20 protein-coding genes and 1 tRNA gene are annotated in these 18,576 nt (G+C 71.5%); 13 read left to right on the top strand and 8 right to left on the bottom strand.

What is annotated here, in order from left to right:
• Positions 1-11 precede the first annotated feature (11 nt).
• Genes MKK53_RS16455 through MKK53_RS16445 form a run of 3 tightly spaced genes read left to right on the top strand, consistent with a single transcriptional unit; the run spans position 12 to position 1,320 of the window.
• Positions 12-281: a hypothetical protein gene (locus tag MKK53_RS16455; protein ID WP_243929948.1), complete on the top strand. Its 270-nt coding sequence runs from the start codon at positions 12-14 to the stop codon at positions 279-281.
• Between the two features lie 47 nt (positions 282-328).
• On the top strand, positions 329-610 hold the full coding sequence (locus MKK53_RS16450) for a hypothetical protein (RefSeq protein ID WP_313901560.1): 282 nt from the start codon (positions 329-331) through the stop codon (positions 608-610).
• Between the two features lie 47 nt (positions 611-657).
• Complete coding sequence (locus MKK53_RS16445; RefSeq protein ID WP_243929778.1) at positions 658-1,320, top strand: YidB family protein; 663 nt, start codon at positions 658-660, stop codon at positions 1,318-1,320.
• Positions 1,321-1,499: 179 nt separating this feature from the next.
• On the opposite strand, the gene fabF is transcribed toward MKK53_RS16445, so the two are convergent.
• From fabF to fabD, 4 genes are all read right to left on the bottom strand, one after another.
• On the bottom strand, positions 1,500-2,759 hold the full coding sequence (gene fabF / locus MKK53_RS16440; RefSeq protein ID WP_243929777.1) for a beta-ketoacyl-ACP synthase II: 1,260 nt from the start codon (positions 2,757-2,759) through the stop codon (positions 1,500-1,502).
• Between the two features lie 89 nt (positions 2,760-2,848).
• Positions 2,849-3,088: an acyl carrier protein gene (locus MKK53_RS16435; RefSeq protein ID WP_066926221.1), complete on the bottom strand. Its 240-nt coding sequence runs from the start codon at positions 3,086-3,088 to the stop codon at positions 2,849-2,851.
• 272 nt (positions 3,089-3,360) lie between these two features.
• A complete protein-coding gene (fabG, locus tag MKK53_RS16430; protein WP_243929776.1) occupies positions 3,361-4,098 on the bottom strand; it encodes a 3-oxoacyl-[acyl-carrier-protein] reductase in 738 nt (245 codons plus the stop codon).
• A gap of 20 nt (positions 4,099-4,118) precedes the next feature.
• A complete protein-coding gene (fabD, locus tag MKK53_RS16425; RefSeq protein WP_243929775.1) occupies positions 4,119-5,051 on the bottom strand; it encodes an ACP S-malonyltransferase in 933 nt (310 codons plus the stop codon).
• 193 nt (positions 5,052-5,244) lie between these two features.
• Between fabD and MKK53_RS16420 the strand changes: the two genes are divergently transcribed.
• Complete coding sequence (locus MKK53_RS16420; RefSeq protein WP_243929774.1) at positions 5,245-6,165, top strand: bestrophin family protein; 921 nt, start codon at positions 5,245-5,247, stop codon at positions 6,163-6,165.
• Between the two features lie 81 nt (positions 6,166-6,246).
• Entirely contained in the window at positions 6,247-7,611 is a 1,365-nt protein-coding gene (locus MKK53_RS16415; protein ID WP_243929773.1) for an NAD(P)H-dependent oxidoreductase, read from the top strand.
• 64 nt (positions 7,612-7,675) lie between these two features.
• On the opposite strand, the gene MKK53_RS16410 is transcribed toward MKK53_RS16415, so the two are convergent.
• Positions 7,676-7,888: a hypothetical protein gene (locus tag MKK53_RS16410; protein ID WP_243929772.1), complete on the bottom strand. Its 213-nt coding sequence runs from the start codon at positions 7,886-7,888 to the stop codon at positions 7,676-7,678.
• A 298-nt stretch (positions 7,889-8,186) separates the two neighbouring features.
• Positions 8,187-8,263, bottom strand: a tRNA-Pro gene (locus MKK53_RS16405).
• Positions 8,264-8,436: 173 nt separating this feature from the next.
• On the opposite strand from MKK53_RS16405, the gene MKK53_RS16400 reads away from it, so the two are divergent.
• From MKK53_RS16400 to MKK53_RS16365, 8 genes are all read left to right on the top strand, one after another.
• Complete coding sequence (locus MKK53_RS16400; protein ID WP_243929946.1) at positions 8,437-9,717, top strand: glycosyltransferase family 4 protein; 1,281 nt, start codon at positions 8,437-8,439, stop codon at positions 9,715-9,717.
• A gap of 85 nt (positions 9,718-9,802) precedes the next feature.
• Positions 9,803-10,123: a rhodanese-like domain-containing protein gene (locus MKK53_RS16395; RefSeq protein ID WP_243929771.1), complete on the top strand. Its 321-nt coding sequence runs from the start codon at positions 9,803-9,805 to the stop codon at positions 10,121-10,123.
• Positions 10,124-10,230: 107 nt separating this feature from the next.
• The gene (locus tag MKK53_RS16390; protein WP_243929770.1) at positions 10,231-11,367 is read left to right on the top strand and encodes an efflux RND transporter periplasmic adaptor subunit; all 1,137 of its coding nucleotides are present in this window, start codon (positions 10,231-10,233) and stop codon (positions 11,365-11,367) included.
• A 204-nt stretch (positions 11,368-11,571) separates the two neighbouring features.
• The gene (locus MKK53_RS16385) at positions 11,572-14,769 is read left to right on the top strand and encodes an efflux RND transporter permease subunit (RefSeq protein WP_243929769.1); all 3,198 of its coding nucleotides are present in this window, start codon (positions 11,572-11,574) and stop codon (positions 14,767-14,769) included.
• Positions 14,770-14,782: 13 nt separating this feature from the next.
• Positions 14,783-15,286 carry a hypothetical protein gene (locus tag MKK53_RS16380; RefSeq protein ID WP_243929768.1) on the top strand — a complete coding sequence of 168 codons (504 nt, stop codon included), beginning with the start codon at positions 14,783-14,785 and terminating at the stop codon, positions 15,284-15,286.
• A 25-nt stretch (positions 15,287-15,311) separates the two neighbouring features.
• Positions 15,312-16,088: a lysophospholipid acyltransferase family protein gene (locus MKK53_RS16375; protein WP_243929767.1), complete on the top strand. Its 777-nt coding sequence runs from the start codon at positions 15,312-15,314 to the stop codon at positions 16,086-16,088.
• Positions 16,089-16,213: 125 nt separating this feature from the next.
• Positions 16,214-16,660, top strand: a complete 447-nt coding sequence (locus MKK53_RS16370) for a hypothetical protein (RefSeq protein WP_243929766.1) — start codon at positions 16,214-16,216, stop codon at positions 16,658-16,660.
• Positions 16,661-16,763: 103 nt separating this feature from the next.
• On the top strand, positions 16,764-17,879 hold the full coding sequence (locus MKK53_RS16365; RefSeq protein ID WP_243929765.1) for a DUF2125 domain-containing protein: 1,116 nt from the start codon (positions 16,764-16,766) through the stop codon (positions 17,877-17,879).
• 15 nt (positions 17,880-17,894) lie between these two features.
• Here the strand turns inward: MKK53_RS16365 and MKK53_RS16360 are convergent, their stop codons facing one another.
• Positions 17,895-18,290 (bottom strand): hypothetical protein, encoded by a 396-nt coding sequence (locus MKK53_RS16360; RefSeq protein ID WP_243929764.1) that lies wholly within the window; start codon positions 18,288-18,290, stop codon positions 17,895-17,897.
• Positions 18,283-18,534 carry a prevent-host-death protein gene (locus tag MKK53_RS16355; RefSeq protein ID WP_243929763.1) on the bottom strand — a complete coding sequence of 84 codons (252 nt, stop codon included), beginning with the start codon at positions 18,532-18,534 and terminating at the stop codon, positions 18,283-18,285. Before MKK53_RS16355 ends, MKK53_RS16360 begins: the two co-directional genes overlap by 8 nt.
• Positions 18,535-18,576 lie beyond the last annotated feature (42 nt).

The raw sequence follows: 18,576 nt of genomic DNA, 5'->3' as shown, positions 1-18,576 counted from the left end.
CGACACCCGTGATGCTCCTCCTCGCCGCCTTCTGGCCCGGACTCGCCGGCGCGGTGGCGCTCGGCGGCCTCGTGGGCTTCCTGGCGGGCTGGCCCGGGGGAAGGGCGGTCCCCCTCGCCCTCGGCGGCCTCGCTGCCCTCGTGATGCTGCTGGCGCTCGCCCAGGCCGTGCCCGGCCTGCCGGGCCTGTGGCTCGACGGGGCGGCTTTGATGCTCCCCCTTTACCTCGCGGGCTGCGCGATCGGGGCGATGGGGAACCGAACGACCGACGCGGGACGTTGAACCGGCATTCGGGCGGCCATCGGAACCGCCCCGGCCGGAGACAGACCTTGCGCCAGCTCTCGATGACGATCGCCCTCCTCGCCGGCCTGGCGGCGGCTGGACCCGCCGCGGCGCAATCGGCCGCCAGCGCCATCGATCAGCCGACCGCCGGCACGCTGCCCGCCGGAACCTCGACCGTGAAGGGCACGGGAGGCTCCGCGGCGAGCGGCCAGGTCTCCCCGCCCAGCGCCCTGGCGCCGTCGACGGATGTCATGGCCGGCGGCAAGGGGAGCGGACAGAGGGTGGATCCGAAGGAGCACCTGCCGGATTCGATGCGCCGGACCAAGTGACGGGCTAGGATCGGGCACCACGCGAGTCGCGCAGGGGGGAGGGGCTGATGGGCATGCTGGAATCGGTGATCGGCGGGGTTCTCGGGCAGGTCTTCGGCGGCCGCCAGGGCGGGATGTCGCCGCTGGTGAAGGCGCTGCTGATGCTCCTCCTCGCCAAGGGGACGAGCGGCGGGTTCGGCGACATCTTCGGGCAGGGGCGGCAGGGTGAGCCCGGCCCCGAGGCCGACCGCTCCGGCGGCCAACCCTCCGGCCACCACGCGCCCGCGCCGAACCCGCAGGGCGATTCCGGCGATCTCGGCGGTTTCGATCAGCAGGGCGGGCGCCGGGACACCGGCCCCTCCGGCGCCGGGGCGTCCCCCGCCGACGAGTCCCTGCCCGGCAGCGGCTTCGATGACCTTTCCGGCATGCTCGGCGGAGACGGCCCCTCGCGCGGGGCGAGCCGGCCCGCGCCCGAGGAGGCCGGCGGCCTCGGCCCCCTGGTGGACAGTTTCCGGCAGGCCGGGCTCGGGGAGGTGATCGGCTCGTGGATCGGGCACGGGGCCAACCATGCCATCGACCCGGATCAGCTCGCCCGCGGCCTCGGGGGCGACACCGTCGCCGCCCTGGAGCGCGAGACCGGGATGGACCGCGGGGCGTTGCTTTCGGAGCTCGCCAAGGCGCTGCCGGAGGTGGTGCATCGGCTCACGCCGGAGGGGCAGCTGCCCCGCTGAGGGACGCGGCGCCGACGACGGAGTCGTCGCGGTACTCTCCCCGCAGGCGGGGAGAGGGGGACGGGCTGTGCGAGGACGAGGTCGGGTGTCCGGCTGGACACCGACGTGCCGCCGAACCGGCCTTCAGCCGTCGCCGAGAGCCGGCAATTCCAGGCTTCCGGGATCCTGCGGGCGGGGCGTCAGACCCGCCGCATCACCAACGACGCGTTGGTGCCGCCGAAGCCGAAGGAGTTGGAGAGCGCCACGTCCACGCGCTTGCGCTTGGCCTCGTGCGGCACGAGGTCCATCCGGGTCTCGACGCTGGGGTTGTCGAGGTTCAGGGTCGGCGGGATGACGCCGTCGCGGATGGTCAGGACCGAGAAGATCGCCTCCACGGCGCCGGCCGCGCCGAGCAGGTGGCCCACCGAACTCTTGGTGGAGGACATCGTCGCCTTCGCGGCGCCCTCGCCCAGCAGCCGCTCCACCGCCTTCAGCTCCAGCTCGTCGCCCATGGGCGTCGAGGTGCCGTGGGCGTTGATGTAGTCGATCTCGTCGGGCGAGATGCCCGCGCGCTTCACCGCCGCCGTCATGCAGCGGAAGGCGCCGTCGCCGTCCGGCGAGGGGGAGGTGATGTGGTAGGCGTCGCCCGACAGGCCGTAGCCGATGATCTCGGCGTAGATCTTCGCGCCGCGGGCCTTGGCGTGCTCGTATTCCTCCAGCACCACTACGCCCGCGCCCTCGCCCATGACGAAGCCGTCGCGGTCCTTGTCGTAGGGGCGGGAGGCCTTCTCCGGGGCGTCGTTGAAGCCGGTGGAGAGGGCGCGGCAGGCCGAGAAACCGGCGATGGAGAGCCGGTTCACGGGCGATTCGGCGCCGCCGGCCACCATCACGTCCGCGTCGCCCAGGGCGATCAGGCGGCTCGCGTCGCCGATGGCGTGCGCGCCGGTAGAGCAGGCGGTGACCACCGCGTGGTTCGGGCCCTTCAGCCCGTGCTTGATCGAGACCTGCCCCGCGGCGAGGTTGATGATCCGGCCGGGGATGAAGAACGGCGAGATCCGGCGCGGGCCCTTGTCGTGCAGGGTCACGGAGGCCTCGTAGATGCCCCCGATCCCGCCGATGCCCGAGCCGATCAGCACGCCGGTGGCGTAGCGCTCGTCCTCGGTGGCGGGCTTCCAGCCCGAATCCGCCAGGGCCTCGTCGGCCGCCGCCATCGCGTAGACGATGAACGGATCGACCTTGCGCTGCTCCTTCGGGTCCATCGCGGCGTCGGGGTTGAACGTCCCGTCCGTGCCGTCGCCGAACGGGATCTGGCAGGCGATCCGGCAGGGCAGGTCGGCCGATTCGAAGCCGCGGATCGGGCCGGCGCCGCTGTCGCCCGCGATCAGGCGGCTCCAGGTGTGCTCGACCCCGCTGCCGAGCGGCGTGACCATCCCCAGACCCGTGACCACAACCCGCCGCATCGTATCCGTCCCGTCAATCCTTCAAAACGCATAACGGCGCGGGGGCGAAATCGCCTCAACCGCGCCGCGTGGAACCTCGCGTCGGCCCCTCAGGCGGCCGAGTTCTTCTCCAGGAACTTCACCGCATCCCCGACCGTCTGGATGGTCTCGGCGGCGTCGTCCGGGATCTCGACGTTGAACTCCTCCTCGAAGGCCATCACCAGCTCGACGGTGTCGAGGCTGTCGGCACCGAGGTCGTCGATGAAGTTGGCGCCCTCGACCACCTTCTCGGGCTCCACGCCCAGGTGCTCGACAACGATCTTCTTCACGCGCTCAGCGATATCGCTCATCGGTCTTGCGTCCTCGTCCTTGTTGGTCTGTTCGCGTTTTCTTGTGCCGTGGCCCGCCTCGCCTGAGGGCACTGGAGGGCCGGTGTCCGATTGCGCGTGTTTCGAGGTGAACCGGGCTGGCCCCGAGACAGGGGCTTTGGACTGAAAACCCGCTGAACCGTCAACCCCCTGTACGGCTGCCGGGTTGGTAGCACAGGGTTTTCGCGCTGGCGAGAGGCCGTTCACAACCCGTTCAGAGGTGTGGTTTTTCAGTGCCTTGACGGCGTTGGACTTCAGATCATCGCCATCCCGCCATTCACGTGCAGCGTGTGGCCGGTGACGTAGCCCGCCTCCGCCGAGGCGAGGTAGAGGCACGCCGCGGCGACCTCCGCGCCCTCGCCGAGCCGCCCGGCGGGCACCCGGGTGAGGATGCCCTCGCGCTGCTTCTCATTGAGGGCGTCGGTCATCGGCGAGGCGATGAAGCCCGGCGCGATGCAGTTCACGGTGATCCCGCGGGAGGCGACCTCGCCGGCCAGCGCCTTGGTCAGGCCCACGAGGCCCGCCTTGGCAGCGGCGTAGTTGCCCTGGCCGGGATTGCCGGTCGTGCCCACCACCGAGCCGATGCCGATGATCCGGCCGTAGCGGCGGCGCATCATGCCCTTCACCGCCGCCCGCGACAGGCGGAAGGCGGCGGTGAGGTTCACGGCGATCACCGAATCCCACTCCTCGTCCTTCATCCGCATGAAGAGGTTGTCGCGGGTGATGCCGGCATTGTTCACGAGGATGTCGAGGGGGCCGATCGCCGCCTCGGCGGCGGGCACCAGCCCCTCGACGGAGGCCGTGTCCGCGAGGTTCGCCGGCACCACGGCGGCGCGCTCCCCGAGCTCGGCGGCCAGGGCCTCCAGGGATTCGGCGCGGGTGCCCGAGAGGGCGACCGTGGCGCCGGCCGCATGGAGGCCGCGGGCGATGGCCCCGCCGAGGCCGCCGGTCGCGCCGGTGACGAGGGCCTTCCGGCCGGTCAGATCGAACATGGGTCGGGTTCCGTTTGCGATCAGAGCGCGAAGGCGGCGATGTCGGCCGGGGTGCCGACCGAGCTGGCCTGCGCGCCGGGTGCGATGCGCTTGACGAGGCCCGCGAGGACCTTGCCGGCGCCGAGTTCGACGAACTGCCCGACCCCGGCCTGCGCCATGGCGGCGACGCTCTCGCGCCAGCGGACGGTGCCGGTGACCTGCGCCACCAGGGCGGCGCGGATCTCGTCGGGCCCCGAGACCGGCGCGGCGGTGACGTTGGCGTAGAGCGGGACCCGCGGCGCGGCCAGGCTCACGGCGGCCAGGGCCTCCGCCATGGTGCGGGCGGCGGGCGCCATCAGGCGGCAATGGAACGGCGCGGAGACGTTGAGCATCACCGCGCGCTTGATCCCCTTCGCCGAGGCGAGGGCGACGGCGCGCTCCACCGCGGCCCGGTCTCCCGAGATCACCACCTGTCCGCCGCCATTGTCGTTGGCGACGTCGCAGGCCTCGCCCTCCGCGGCCTCCTCGGCCAGGGCGTGGGCGGCGGCCACGTCGGTGCCGATGAGGGCGGCCATGGCGCCCGCCCCGGGGGCGACGGCGGCCTGCATGGCCTCGCCGCGGATGCGCAGGAGGCGCGCCGCGTCGGTGACGGAGAGGCTGCCCGCGGCGGCCAGCGCCGCGTATTCGCCCAGCGAATGGCCGGCGACGCAGGCCACGTCCCGGGCGAGGTCGAGGCCGCCCTCGGCCTCCAGCACCCGCAGGGCGGCGAGGCTGGCGGCCATCAGCGCGGGCTGGGCGTTGGCGGTGAGGGTCAGCTCCTCGGCCGGGCCCTCGGCCATGAGGTGCGAGAGCTTCTGCGACAGGGCCGCATCGACCTCGTCGAGCACCGCTCGCGCCTGCGGGAAGTGGGCGGCGAGGTCCTTGGCCATGCCGACGGCCTGGCTGCCCTGGCCCGGAAAGATGAGTGCGCGCATCGCTGCCGCGGCGCCGCGCGCCGCCCCCTTCAAGGCCTCCCCGCCGGGGTGGAGGCCGGCGCGGCGGAGGGACCCCCCGCCGTGAAGGCGGCGCAGTCGCACCCGTCGCGCCGCCTTGTCAACAACGCGGCGCACAATCGCGGGTCGCGCGGCGGAGGCTGTCTTCTTCCGGCGGCCATGGCAGAAACCGGCCATGATCGTCCGTCCGCGCCCCACGCTGCTCACCGTCATGTTCGCCCTGCGCGGCTCCATCCTGCCGCAGGTGGCCCCCACGGTGATCGGGCTCACCGTTTTCTCGGTGGGGGTGACGGCGGCCGAGCAGCGCTGGCCCTGGGCCTTCCCGGTGACGGCCGGCGCGGGGCCGTTCACGCTGATCGGCCTCGCCCTCTCGATCTTCCTGAGCTTCCGCAACAACGCCTGCTACGACCGCTGGTGGGAGGCGCGCAAAGTCTGGGGCTCGCTGATCGTGGAGGCCCGGGGCCTCGCCCGGACCATCCCCGCCCTGCTGCCGGGGGAGGAGCACGCCGCCCTGCGCCGGGCCTGCCTGCTGCGGGTGGCCGCCTTCACCAGCGCCCTGCATGCCGGCCTGCGCGAGGGCGACGAGGCGAAGGCCGCCGCCGCGTGGCTGCCGGGCGCCGACGAGGCCGCCCTCCGGGGCCGGCCGAGCCCGGCGGACGCGACCCTCGCCCTGATCCTGGCCGACCTCGCCGCGGCGATGCGGCGGGGGGCGCTCACGGACGTGCTGCTCGGGCTGCTCGAACGGAAGGTCGCCGACCTGTCGGCGCTGCACACCGCCTGCGAGCGCATCCGCCACACGCCGGTGCCCTTCGCCTACACCCTCCTCGTCTACCGCACGGCGTGGCTCTACTGCCTGTTCCTGCCGGTGGGCCTCTCGGGCTCCCTCGGCTGGGCGACGCCCCCGGCCGTGGCGCTGGTCGCCTACACGTTCTTCGGCCTCGACGCCCTGGGCGACGAGCTGGAGGAGCCGTTCGGCACCGCCCCCAACGACCTGCCGATGGATGCGATGCTGCGCACCGTCGAGCGCACGGTGCTCGACGCGCTAGGCGATCCGCTTCCCCCCGCCATCGCCCCCGACCGCTACTGGCTGCGCTGACGCGCCGAGGCGGCCGCCCGGGCTTGCCAAGGGCGCCGGGATCGTGCTGCACCGGTGGCAAAAATCCAGGGAGGTTCGGCCATGTCGTTGTTCGCGCAGTTGCAGCGTCGCGCGCAGGAGAAGCGGCCCGTGCGCGTCGGGCTGATCGGGGCCGGCAAGTTCGGCTCGATGTACCTGTCGCAGGCGCCGCGCACGCCGGGCATCCACCTCGTCGCCGTGGCCGACCTGTCGCCGCCGCGGGCGAAGGAGTCCCTGCGCCGGGTCGGCTGGGCGGACGAGCGCTTCGGCGCCGCCTCCCTCGAGACGGCCGCACGGGACGGCACCACCTGCGTCACCGACGATGCGGACGGCATGATCGCCAGCCCCTTCATCGACATCGTCATCGACGCCACCGGCAGCCCCGCCGCGGGCATCCATCACGTCCTGAAGGCCTGCCAGCACCGCAAGCACGTGGTGATGGTCAACGTCGAGGCGGACGTGCTCGCCGGCCCCTACCTCGCCCGGAAGGCCGCCGAGGCGGGCATCCTCTACAGCATGGCCTCCGGCGACCAGCCCGCGCTGATCGCCGAGCTGGTGGACTGGGCGCGCACCATCGGACTCGAGGTGGTCTGCGCCGGCAAGGGCACGAAGTACCTGCCGGTCTACCACGCCTCCACCCCCGACACGGTCTGGGGCCATTACGGCTTCAGCGAGGAGCAGGTGGCCGGCGGGGACTTCAACCGGCAGATGTTCAACTCCTTCCTCGACGGCACCAAGTCCGCCCTGGAGATGGCGGCGGTGGCCAATGCCTGCGGCCTCACGCCCCCGCGGGACGGCCTCGCCTTTCCGGCCTGCGGCGTGGACGACCTGCCCGACCTTCTGCGCCCGGTCGACGAGGGCGGCATCCTGGCGGAGAAGGGCACGGTGGAGGTGGTCTCGTCCCTGGAGCGGGACGGGCGCCCGGTCTTCCGCGACCTGCGCTGCGGCGTCTACGCGGTGTTCGAGGCCCCGAGCCGGTACGTGCAGGATTGCTTTGCCCAGTACGGCCTGAAGACCGACAGCACCGGCCGCTACGCCGCCACCTACAAGCCCTACCACCTGATCGGCCTGGAACTCGGCATCTCCGTCGCCTCCATCGCCCTCCGGGGCGAGGCGACCGGGGCCACCACCGAGTGGCGCGGCGACGTGGCGGCCACCGCCAAGCGCCCCCTGAAGGCCGGCGAGCGGCTCGACGGGGAGGGCGGCTTCACGGTCTACGGCAAGCTGATGCCCGCCGCCGACGCCCTGGCGCAGGACGCCCTGCCCATCGGCCTCGCCCACAACATGGTGCTGACGAACGACGTGCCCGCCGGGCGCCCGGTGCGCTGGAGCGACGTCGCCTTCGACGCCACCCATGAGGCGATCCGCGTGCGCCGGGACATGGAGGCGATGTTCCGGGCCGAACTCGGCGCCGCCCCCGCCCGATGACCGGGCGCCTCCTCCGGAATCGCCCGATCCCGGAGGAGGCGTCGTCGCCGGCCGCGCGGTGCCGCTACTGGCGCCACCGGTAGATGTCGAAGTCGCTCTTCTTCAGTTGGAACCATCGGCGCCCCGTCGCGGGGTCGTGGCCGTTCACGCGGAACGACTTCGCGATGCGGCGGACCAGGCGGTTCGCCAGGGAGATGCTGTCGATATCGTAGGCTACCAGTTCCGGCGGCCGTTGTTGTCCGTCTTTGCGCTCTCGGATGAAGATCGAATGAGGCATTGCCGCCACCAATCGCGAGTTGCTGATGGCGACTAACGGTCAAACACAGGTGGTGTTCAGATCGGATAAAGGGTCGGTTAATGAATACAAATGTGTTGAGCCGGACCCGACCGCCGAGACCATCAAATTCATTGAATTTCGGACGGTCAGCTTCGCGCTAGGGGGCTGCGGCGGATGTCCACGGCAGGGCGACCGGCGCCCATGGGCACGGAAAGCGGCCTTAGCCGCGACGCCGACGATGGTAAATGGATGGCGGTGTTCCGCCGGCCGGTTCGGGGCCCGGCCCTTCGGGAATGAATGGTCGGAGTGGCCGGACTTGAACCGACGACCCCCTGTCCCCCAGACAGGTGCGCTACCGGGCTGCGCTACACTCCGATGCCCCGAAGGGTCCGTGGCTTTTAGCGTCTCCGGACGGGACAAGGCAAGCCCTGAAACGCACGGAACCCCATGGGCACGGCCGCCGGGTGCGCCGATGCTGGCCGTGGGCGGCGGCGGCGGGTAGGCAGGGGGCCTGTTCCCCCGATAGGCGAGGCTAAGCCCAGCCCGTGATCACAGAGCGCCCCACCGCCTTCGACCTCACCCGCCTCGTCACCCGCCTGCGGCATACGAGCCCGTCCGGGATCGACCGGGTCGACCTCGCCTACGCCCATGCCGTCCTCGGCGGACATGCGCGGAGCGTCGGCGTGGTCTCGACGGCCCTCGGTCCGCGGGTGCTGCCCCGGGACGAGGCGCTGGCCATCGTGGCCGCGGTGGAGGCCGGCTGGGTCGAGGATCGCCCGGCGGGAGAGGATCCGGCGTACCGGCGCCTCGCCGGGCGCCTCGGGGCATCGGCCGGCGGCGAGGCGCCGGCCGCGCCGGGCGGAGCGCGGGCGCGGGACCGGAGGCTCATCCAGGCCCGCGCCGCGGCGCGGATCCTCGCCCGGTCGCGGCCGGTCTCGGCGCTCCCGCGGGACAGCCTCTACCTCCACACCTCGCACCTGCGCCTCGACCGCCCCGGCCGGTTCGACTGGCTCTACGACCGCCGGGACGTGCGGGCGGCCTTCTTCGTCCACGACGTCATCCCGATCACCCATCCCGAATACGGCCGCGCGGGCGAGGCGGCCCGGCACGAGGCGCGGATGCGCACGGTGGGGCGGCACGCGGCGGCGATCCTCGTCAATTCCGAGGATACGGGCGCGCGCACCCTCGGCCTCCTCGACGCCTGGGGCTTTCCCCGTCCGCCGGTGGCGGTGGGGCATCTCGGCGTCGAGCCGGCCTTCGGGCGGGAGGGGGCGCGCCTCACCCTGCCGCGGCCGACCTTCCTCGCCTGCGGCACCATCGAATCGCGCAAGAACCACCTGCTGCTGTTCCAGCTCTGGCGGGTGCTGGCGGAGCGGCACGGGGCGCGCACGCCCCGCCTCGTCGTGGTCGGCCGCCGGGGCTGGGAGGCCGAGAGCGCCATCGACATGCTGGAGCGCTGCCCCGGCGTGCGGGCGCACGTGATCGAGGCATCAGGCCTTTCGACGCACGGGCTCGCGGCGCTGATGCGCTCCTGCACCGCCCTGCTGATGCCGTCCTTCACGGAGGGCTACGGCATCCCCGTGGTCGAGGCCGCGGCCTCCGGCCTGCCGGTCGTCGCCTCCGACATCCCCGCCCATCGCGAGATCGCCCAGGGCCTCGCCCTGTTCCGCGATCCCCTCGACGGGCCGGGCTGGCTCGCGGCGATCGAATCGCTGGCGGAGCCGGGCTCCCCCGGGCGCGCCGCCCTCGCGGGCCACCTCGACGGCTACCGGCCGCCGGACTGGGCCGGGCATTTCACGGCGGTGGGGCCGACCCTCGCCGCCCTCTGAGGCGACCCCGAGTTGCGTCGGGGGACACTGACGAATATGGAAAAGCGTCAGTGCCTGAATTGCACAGTGCGGGGAGCGACGTCGGATGAAGGTGGTCGACCTCGATCGCGAGACGGTCAAGCAAGGTCTCGCGGATGGGTCGATCCTCCTGATCGACGTGCGCGAGGAGCACGAATTCGAGGCGGGCCACATTCCCGGCTCGGTCTCGCATCCCCTCTCGGAATTCGACCCCGCCGCCCTGGCCGAGATGGTCCGGGCGGACGGAAGGCGGCCCGTCCTCTCCTGTGCCGCGGGGGTGCGCTCGGCCAACGCCCTCGTCGTGGCGCAGAGGGCGGGCGTGGATCTCTCCGAGCATTACCGGGGAGGCTTCAAGGATTGGTATTCCGCGGGCGAGGATATCGCCTAGAGTTTCCGGCGCGTTCGCGGCGCGGACGCTGGCATGTGTGCCCGCGCACAAGCGTTTTGGCCGGTGCGGGAGTAGCGCGCCATTGCCAAGGGACCAGAAAAAGATCGATGCGCAGCCCGCTCGCACGCTACCTTCCGCTCCTCGTCGGCCTCGCCGCGGCAGCGACATCCGCCCACGCCCAGGCCCCCGGCGGTCCGCCGCCGAAGGTGACGGTGGCCAAGCCCGTCGTCCGTGAGATCGTCGAGAAGGACCAGTATACCGGCCGCTTCGACCCCATCGAGTACGTCGAGGTCCGCGCCCGGGTGACCGGCTACCTGGAGAAGATCAACTTCTTCGACGGGCAGACGGTGAAGAAGGGCGACGTGCTGTTCGTGATCGACCGGCGGCCCTACAAGGCCGCCCTGGAGCAGGCCCAGGCCGCCGTCACCTCGGCCAAGGCCCGGCAGAGCTTCTCGGTCACCGACCTGGAGCGCGCCCAGACCCTTTCGAAGAGCGGCAACATCTCGGAGCAGGTCACCGACCAGCGCCGGCAGGCCTCGCAGACCGCCCAGGCCGACGTCGACAGCGCCCAGGCCGCCTTCGACAATGCCCAGCTCAACTACAACTTCACCGAGGTGAAGTCGCCAATCGACGGGCGGATCAGCCAGCGCAACGTCACCGAGGGCAACATCGTCATCGCGGACCAGACTCTGCTGACGACCATCGTGTCCCTCGACCCGATCTATTTCAGCTTCACCGTCGATGAGAAGTCGTTCCTGAAGTACCAGAACTCCATCGGGATCGGCATGGGGCAGACCCAGCGCGGCAAGGGCGTTCCGATCCTGATCGCCCTCTCCGGCGAGGCGAAGCCGACCCGCAAGGGCACCCTCGACTTCGTGGACAACCGGGTCGACAACGCCACGGGCACGATCCTGCTGCGCGCCACGGTCGACAACGGGGACAAGTTCATCAAGCCCGGCCTGTTCGGCATCGTCTCGATGCCCGCCACCAAGCCGGCCCAGGGCGTTCTGCTGCCCGACGAGGCGGTGGCCGCCAACCAGGACAAGCGGATCGTCTACGTGGTGGGGCCGGACGACGTGATCCAGCAGCGCGACGTGAAGCTCGGGCCGAAGGTCGACGGTTACCGGGTGATCCAGGACGGCCTGAAGGGCGACGAGCGCGTGGTGGTCAACGGCCTCGCCCGCGTCCGCGCCGGGGTCAAGGTGGCGCCGGAGACGACCGAACTCCCTCCGAGCAAGACCTGAGCCGGGACGACTCGAACGAGGGCGCCGCCGCCGGTGGCGCCGCATGGACGATGCGGGGCGGAGGTCCGGGGGTGAGCCCCGGGCTGCGCCCCGGTGCGGTCCCCCGGCTGCGGAGCCCGCTCCGGCGCCGGGGAGCGCGAGGCAGAGACTGACGAGGCGCACCCGGTCCGCGAGGGCCGCTTGCGACTCCATGAGGTTCGACCGATGCGTTTCGCCCATTTCTTCGTCGACAGGCCGATCTTCGCGTCCGTCACGTCGATCGTGTTCCTGATCCTGGGCTTCGTGGCCTACGAGAGCCTGCCGGTCTCCCAATATCCGGAGATCGTGCCGCCGACCGTGACCGTGCGCGCCTCCTACCCGGGCGCCAACGCCGAGACCGTGGCCGCGACCATCGCGACGCCGATCGAGCAGGAGGTCAACGGCGTCGACAACATGCTCTACATGACGTCGTTGTCGACCAACGACGGCAACATGCTGCTGACCGTGACCTTCAAGGTCGGCACCAACCTCGATATCGCCAACGTGCTGGTGCAGAACCGCCTGTCGGTCGCCCAGCCGCGCCTGCCGCCGGACGTGCGCAACCTCGGCGTCACCGTGCGCAAGGCCTCGCCCGACCTGATGCTGGTCGTGCACCTGCTCTCGCCGAACAAGACCTACGACCAGAATTACCTCGCCAACTACATCTACCTGAACATCCGCGACGAGCTGCTGCGCCTCGACGGCGTCGGCGACATCACGATCTTCGGCGGCAACGAGTACGCCGAGCGCATCTGGGTCGATCCGAACAAGCTCGCCGCCTACGGCCTCTCGGTCACCGACGTCACCACCGCCCTGCAGGAGCAGAACGTCCAGGTGGCGGCGGGCCAGCTCAACGGGCCGCCGGCCGCCAAGGGCGAGGCGTTCCAGCTCGTCGTGCAGTCCCAGGCGCGCTTCAAGACGCCCGAAGAGTTCGCCGAGGTCATCATCAAGGCGCAGAACGGGCGCCTCGTGCGGGTGAAGGACATCGCCCGCGTCGAGATGGGCCAGAAGGACTACACCACCAACTCCTACCTCAACGACACGCCGGCGGTGGGCATCGGCGCGTTCCAGCGGCCGGGCACCAACGCCCTCGATGCCGCCGCCTCGGTCAAGAAGGTGATGGAGGTCGTCAAGGCCAAGTTCCCGCCGGACGTCGAGTACCGCATCGCCTACAACCCCACCGAATTCATCGAGGAATCGATCCAGGAGGTCTACAAGACCCTGTTCGAGGCGGTGGGCCTCGTCGTCATCGTGGTGCTGGTGTTCCTCCAGAGCTGGCGCACCGCGCTGATCCCGGTCATCGCGATCCCGGTGTCGCTGATCGGCACGTTCGCGGCGATGGCGGCTTTCGGCTTCTCCCTCAACAACCTGACGCTGTTCGGGCTGGTGCTCGCCATCGGCATCGTGGTCGACGACGCCATCGTGGTGGTGGAGAACGTCGAGCGCAACATGGCCGAGGGGCTCTCGGCGGGCGATGCCGCGCACAAGACCATGGACGAGGTCGGCGGCGCGGTCATCGCCATCGCCCTGGTGCTGGCGGCGGTGTTCGTGCCCACCGCGTTCATCCCCGGCATCTCGGGCCAGTTCTACAAGCAGTTCGCCCTGACGATCGCGGCCTCGACGCTGATCTCGGCGTTCAACTCGCTCACCCTGTCGCCGGCGCTCTGCAAGCTGCTCCTCGTGCCGCACCACGCGCGCAAGGAGCCGAAGTTCTTCCTCACCCGGTTTATCGCGTGGCTGGCCAACGGCTTCAACCGCGCCTTCGACGCCACGTCGAACGCCTACGGCCGCATCGTGCAGGTCCTGACGGGCGGGTTCGTCGGCCTCGCGGCGATGCTGCTCGTGTACGCCGCCGTGATCGCCGGCACGCTGCACCTCGCCAGCACGACGCCGACGGGCTTCATCCCCGACCAGGACCAGGGCTACCTGATCGGCGTCGTCCAGTTGCCGTCCGGCTCGTCCCTCGACCGGACGACCGCGGTGATCCTACGCGCGGCCAAGCAGGCGCGGACGGTGAAGGGCGTGGCCAACGCGGTGATCATCGCCGGCTTCGACGGGGCGACCTTCACCAACACCACCAACGCCGGCGTGATGTTCCTGACCCTGACGGGGGCGAAGGAGCGCGCCGGCGAGGGGCGCAGCGCCGGGGTGATCACCGGCGAGGTGCTGAAGGCGACTTCGGACATCCAGGAGGCGCGGGTCATCGTGATCCCGCCGCCGCCGGTCCGCGGCCTCGGCAACGGCGGCGGCTTCAAGATGCAGATCGAGAGCCGCCAGTCCTCCGAGATCGGCCCGCTCATGGCAGCCGCCGGCCAAATGATCGCCCAGGCGAACCAGAGCGCGGACGTGCAGCGCGTGTTCACCACCTTCGACAACGCGACGCCGCAGCTGTTCCTCGACATCGACCGCACCATCGCGCGGATGCTGAACGTGCCGCTGGCCAACGTGTTCTCGTCGGTCCAGGCCGATCTCGGCGGCACCTACGTGAACGACTTCAACACGTTGGGCCGCATCTATCAGGTGCGCCTGCAGGGCGACGCGGCCTTCCGCAGCTCGATCCAGGACATCTCCCAGATCAAGGTGCGCTCCTCCACCGGGGCCCTGGTGCCGATGGGCACGCTCGCCTCGGTGCGCGACGTCACCGGCCCGCAGATCGTGCAGCGGTTCAACCTGTACTACTCGGTCCCCGTGCAGGGCGTGGCCAAGCCCGGCGTCTCCACCGGCCAGGCGCTGACCGCGATGGAGGAGATCGCCAAGAAGGCCCTGCCCGACGGCTACGCCTACGACTGGACCGAGATCGCCTTCCAACAGAAGGCCGCGAGCGGCACGGCGGGCGCGGTCTTCGCCCTGGGTGTGCTGCTGGTGTTCCTGGTGTTGGCGGCCCAGTACGAATCGTGGGCGCTGCCGCTGGCGATCCTGCTGGTGGTGCCGACGGGGGTGCTCGCCGCCCTGGGCGGGGTGCAGTTCCGCGGGCAGGACAACAACATCCTCACCCAGATCGGCCTGATCGTGCTCATCGGCCTCGCCGCCAAGAACGCCATCCTGATCGTGGAGTTCGCCCACGACATCGAGCAGCGCGAGCATCGCGGCCCGGTGGCGGCGGCGGTGGAGGCCTGCCGGCTGCGCCTGCGGCCGATCCTGATGACCGCCTTCGCCTTCATCCTCGGCACGCTGCCCCTCGTCATCGCGACGGGGCCGGGTGCCGAGATGCGACAGGCACTCGGGACGGCGGTGTTCTTCGGGATGATCGGCGCGACGTTCTTCGGCCTGTTCCTCACCCCGGTCTTCTACGTGGTGATCCGCCACTTCTCGCTCTGGGTCGGCCGCCTGCGCCGGAAGAAGGACGACCACGGCGGGGGAGGGGCCACGCCCGCCCATTCGTGACGCGCCCGACCTGATGCGCCTCGTCGGACGGCTCCTGCTCGGTGCCTTCGCCCTGCTCCTCGCGGTCTCCGCGGGGGGCGTGGCCCTGGCCGTGGCGCTCCTCGTCGATCCGGGGGCGAATGCGTGGCTGACGAACGGCGCCCTCGCCGGGTTGAACGCGGCCCTCGGCGACGTCGCGGCCGGGCTCCCGCCCGAGGGGTTCGCGATCCTCGTCGCCGGGCTCGCCTGGGCGATGTTCCTCCTGCTCTTCGTGCCGCCCGCGCTGACGGCCCTCGTGGGGGAATTCCTGGGGCTGCGGGGGCTCCTCTGGTACGGCGGCGGTTGCGGCCTGCTCACCGCCTCCCTGCCCTGGCTGGTGCGCGGCGCGGCCCGCCCCGGCGCATCGCACCACACCGCCGCCGAGGCGCGGCTCACCCTCATCCTGTTCGTGGTGGGGGGCTGCGCTGGCCTCGTCTACTGGCTCGTCGCCGGCCGAAGGGCCGGGAAGGCCTTGGACCCCGGGCGGCCGTCGCGCTAAAGGGGTCGCCCACGGAACGGTCCCGATGCTCGCCCTGCGCTCCTTCGTCTTCAACATCTCCTTCTATGTCGCCACCGGGCTCATCGCCGTGCTCGGATCGCCGTGCCTGGTGGCGCGGCCCTCGGTCCTGCGCGTCGCCGGGTTCTGGGGGCGGGCCTGCCTGTGGCTGCTGCGGGTCCTGGCCGGGACGAAGGTCGAGTTCCGCGGCTTGGAGAACATCCCCGCGGGCCCGCTCCTCGTCGCCGCCAAGCACCAGTCGGCCCTGGAGACCCTGGCGCTGTGCACGGTGTTCCCGCAGTTCGCCTACGTCCTCAAGCGCGAGCTGCTCTCGATCCCGGTGGTCGGCTGGTACTTCTCCCGCGGCGGCATGGTGGCCATCGACCGCTCCAAGGGCGCCCGGGCCATGGCCCTGATGAACGTCGCCGCCGTCGAGTCCATCCGCGACGGCGCGCAGCTGATCGTCTTCCCGGAGGGCACCCGCCGGGCGCCGGGGGCGCCGCCGGCCTACAAGCAGGGCCTGTCGCACCTCTACACCTCCCTGAAGGTGCCCTGCGTGCCGGTCGCCCTGAACACCGGCCTGTTCTGGTCGCGCGACGGGTTCGTCCGCCTGCCGGGGAAGGCGGTCATCGAGTTCCTGCCGCCGATCCCCCCCGGCCTGCCCCGGGCGGAGTTCCAGGCCCTCGTGCAGGAGCGGATCGAGACGGCCTCCGACGCCCTGGTCGCCGCCGGCCTCGCCGACCTCGCGGAGGCCGGTTACGCGGTGTCCCCCGCCGAGGCGCCGGCCGCCGCCCCGCGCGCCTGAGACGCCCCTGGGCGGGGGTCGCGGACGCCCCCGCGACCTTGTGGATAACTCGCCGCGAACCCACATTCCGTCCAACGGCACAGCGTCCTTGACGCCTGTGGATAATGCCGGCTAGAAGAGAACAAATGACGAACAGACGTGCCCTGTCCTGGTCGGCCGCGCTCCGCGACCTGAAGGACGATCGCTTACGGAGGCAGGACGTGCGTGAGGAACGCCTGAGGACGGCCCAGGGCCTGCGGGGCTCCCCCGCCTTGGCCCTGTCTGCGTGGCGGGGGCGCTCGGGACGGCGCTACGTCGTCGGCGTCCACCCGGCCGTCGCGCTGGATCCGGAGGAGCTGTCCGACTCGGTGACCATCGCCGTGCGGCGGGATGCATCGGGCATCGCGCAGATGGTGTCGGTGGCCAGTTCGGGCGAGAGCCCCCGGGACCATCTGCGCCGGGTCTGGCTCGACCGGGCCCGCCGGAGCGGCGCGACGGAGGTCCATATCCACCGCCTCGCCGAGGACGAGCGCGAGCGCGGCGTCATCGTCGAGGACCTTCGCCCCGAGACGGCCGAGCCCCGTCAGATCTGACGACCCCTGCGGCGTGACCTGTTTGCCGTAGCCCTTGCGCCGCGGTGGGTCGCCGGGATAGGGCCGCGGGCCGGGTGAGGCGGCCCTCGGAGGGACGGCACGCATGACGCAGGGGATGGACGGCCGGAACGGGGCCGTGGGCGGGGCACCCCGGCCTGGAACGCGCCGGGGCCGGATGGGGCTGTTCCTGCCCTACATCCTCCTCGCCCTCGTGGTGGTGGCGTGGTCCGGCGCGTGGTTCTGGATCCGCGGCCGGGCGGAGTCCGAGATGGACGCCTGGATGGCCCGCGAGGCCGCCGCCGGCCGCACCTGGACCTGCGAGGACCGCAGCCTCACCGGCTATCCGTTCCGCATCGAGCTGCGCTGCGCCTCCCTCGCCCTCAGCCGCGCGGATGGCAGCTTCCGCCTCGGTCCGACGACCGCCGTCGCGCAGATCTACCAGCCCCGCCTCGTGGTGTTCGAGAGCCGGGGGCCGTTCCATGCGGAGCAGGGCGACCTGACCGGGGACGCCTCGTGGAAGGCCCTCCAGGGCAGCTTCCATGGCGCCGCCGAGGGCTTCACCCGCGCCTCCCTGGTGGTGGACGGGCCGACGGTGAGCGTGTCCGGCGCGGGGCCGCAGCCCATCGCCATGGCGGGCCGGCATCTGGAGCTCCACGCCCGGCCGTCTCCGGCCCGCTACGAGAGCGACGGCGCCGTGGACGTGAACCTGCAGCTCGCCGAGACCGCCGTCCCCGCCCTCGACGCCCTGACCGGCAGCGCCGCCCCGGCGGATGCCGCCCTCGACGCCACGGTGACACGGGCCACGGTGATCGGCACCGGCGCGGTGCCGAAGGAGCTGGAGAAGTGGCGGCAGGCCGGCGGCCTTCTGGAGATCGCCGCCCTGTCCCTCGCCAAGGGCGACCAGCGCATCCAGGCCAAAGGGCAGGTCGCCCTGGACGCGATGCACCGGCCCTCCGGCCAGATCGACCTGCGGGCGGCGGGCATCGATGCCGTGATCGGCACCGTGGTCGGGCAGCGGTTCGGCTCGAAGGAGGGGGCACTGGTGGGCCAGCTCGTCGGCGGCCTGCTCGGCCTCGGCCGCGGCCCCGCCCGGGCGGATCAGGCCACGCCGGGCTCCGGCCCGCCGCTGAAGCCGCTGCCGCCCCTCAAGCTGGTGGACGGCCAAGTGCTGTTCAGCGGCTTCCCGATCCCCAACCTACGGGTGCCGCCGCTGTATTGACGCTCCCCGCGCAGGTCACCGCCGTGTCACGGCGCGCAGCCGTCGGCTCTGGGCGAGGTCCTTCACCGAAGCGGCGACCTTGCGCAGGAAGCTGCCGCTGAACGCCCCGATCGGTTCCGGGGCCTCCAGGTCGAAGGCTTCGGTGACGAGGAAGCGGTTGTACTCGTCCAGAATGAGGAAGGACGGGCCGCCGAGACCCCCACGCCGACACTCGATCTCCGGGACCGACAGAAAGGCGCGGTCCGGGCCCGGATGCTGGGAGGTCAGCGGGAAGACGAAGAGGCAGGCGGGATCCGCCGGCGTGCGGACGACGATGCAGGCGGGTCGGGCCTTGCGGCCGGATTCTTCGCCCTGAGCGGCTTCGCGCGCCCAAAGGTAATGGTAGCGGATCAGATCGCCGGGCTTAAGCATTCCGGGGTTCGTCCGCGAGGATGCTGTCGAGCCCTTCCATGAGTTCGGCATGGACGGTGTCGGGGGCATCCTCGAGCGTGAAGGCGGTCTGCGGCAGACGACCGGTGAGACTCCGGTACCGGTCGGCGGGGATGATCACCAGCCGCTCCTTGCCGTATTTGGTCAGGGCCACGGGCTCGGACAGGGCGGTTTCGAGGATCTCCCCGGACAGGCGATTCATGTCTGAGAACGAATAGCGCTTCATCGCCTGCTCCTGCGTTGTACCTAGGTTAGGTAACCTGCATGG

It is taken from the genome of Methylobacterium sp. J-076, from assembly GCF_022829405.1.
Taxonomy (GTDB): Bacteria; Pseudomonadota; Alphaproteobacteria; order Rhizobiales; family Beijerinckiaceae; genus Methylobacterium.
The sequence above is the reverse complement of the archived record's forward strand: the minus strand, read 5'-3'. Positions and strand labels throughout refer to the sequence as shown.

Coding starts and splice junctions, on each gene's coding strand:
- MKK53_RS16455 (WP_243929948.1), top strand. CDS start 12: ATGCTCCTCCTCGCCGCCTTCTGGCCCGGACTCGCCGGCGCGGTGGCG.
- MKK53_RS16445 (WP_243929778.1), top strand. CDS start 658: ATGGGCATGCTGGAATCGGTGATCGGCGGGGTTCTCGGGCAGGTCTTC.
- fabF (WP_243929777.1), bottom strand. CDS start 2,759: ATGCGGCGGGTTGTGGTCACGGGTCTGGGGATGGTCACGCCGCTCGGC.
- MKK53_RS16435 (WP_066926221.1), bottom strand. CDS start 3,088: ATGAGCGATATCGCTGAGCGCGTGAAGAAGATCGTTGTCGAGCACCTG.
- fabG (WP_243929776.1), bottom strand. CDS start 4,098: ATGTTCGATCTGACCGGCCGGAAGGCCCTCGTCACCGGCGCGACCGGC.
- fabD (WP_243929775.1), bottom strand. CDS start 5,051: ATGCGCGCACTCATCTTTCCGGGCCAGGGCAGCCAGGCCGTCGGCATG.
- MKK53_RS16420 (WP_243929774.1), top strand. CDS start 5,245: ATGATCGTCCGTCCGCGCCCCACGCTGCTCACCGTCATGTTCGCCCTG.
- MKK53_RS16415 (WP_243929773.1), top strand. CDS start 6,247: ATGTCGTTGTTCGCGCAGTTGCAGCGTCGCGCGCAGGAGAAGCGGCCC.
- MKK53_RS16410 (WP_243929772.1), bottom strand. CDS start 7,888: ATGCCTCATTCGATCTTCATCCGAGAGCGCAAAGACGGACAACAACGG.
- MKK53_RS16395 (WP_243929771.1), top strand. CDS start 9,803: ATGAAGGTGGTCGACCTCGATCGCGAGACGGTCAAGCAAGGTCTCGCG.
- MKK53_RS16390 (WP_243929770.1), top strand. CDS start 10,231: ATGCGCAGCCCGCTCGCACGCTACCTTCCGCTCCTCGTCGGCCTCGCC.
- MKK53_RS16385 (WP_243929769.1), top strand. CDS start 11,572: ATGCGTTTCGCCCATTTCTTCGTCGACAGGCCGATCTTCGCGTCCGTC.
- MKK53_RS16380 (WP_243929768.1), top strand. CDS start 14,783: ATGCGCCTCGTCGGACGGCTCCTGCTCGGTGCCTTCGCCCTGCTCCTC.
- MKK53_RS16375 (WP_243929767.1), top strand. CDS start 15,312: ATGCTCGCCCTGCGCTCCTTCGTCTTCAACATCTCCTTCTATGTCGCC.
- MKK53_RS16370 (WP_243929766.1), top strand. CDS start 16,214: ATGACGAACAGACGTGCCCTGTCCTGGTCGGCCGCGCTCCGCGACCTG.
- MKK53_RS16365 (WP_243929765.1), top strand. CDS start 16,764: ATGACGCAGGGGATGGACGGCCGGAACGGGGCCGTGGGCGGGGCACCC.
- MKK53_RS16360 (WP_243929764.1), bottom strand. CDS start 18,290: ATGCTTAAGCCCGGCGATCTGATCCGCTACCATTACCTTTGGGCGCGC.
- MKK53_RS16355 (WP_243929763.1), bottom strand. CDS start 18,534: ATGAAGCGCTATTCGTTCTCAGACATGAATCGCCTGTCCGGGGAGATC.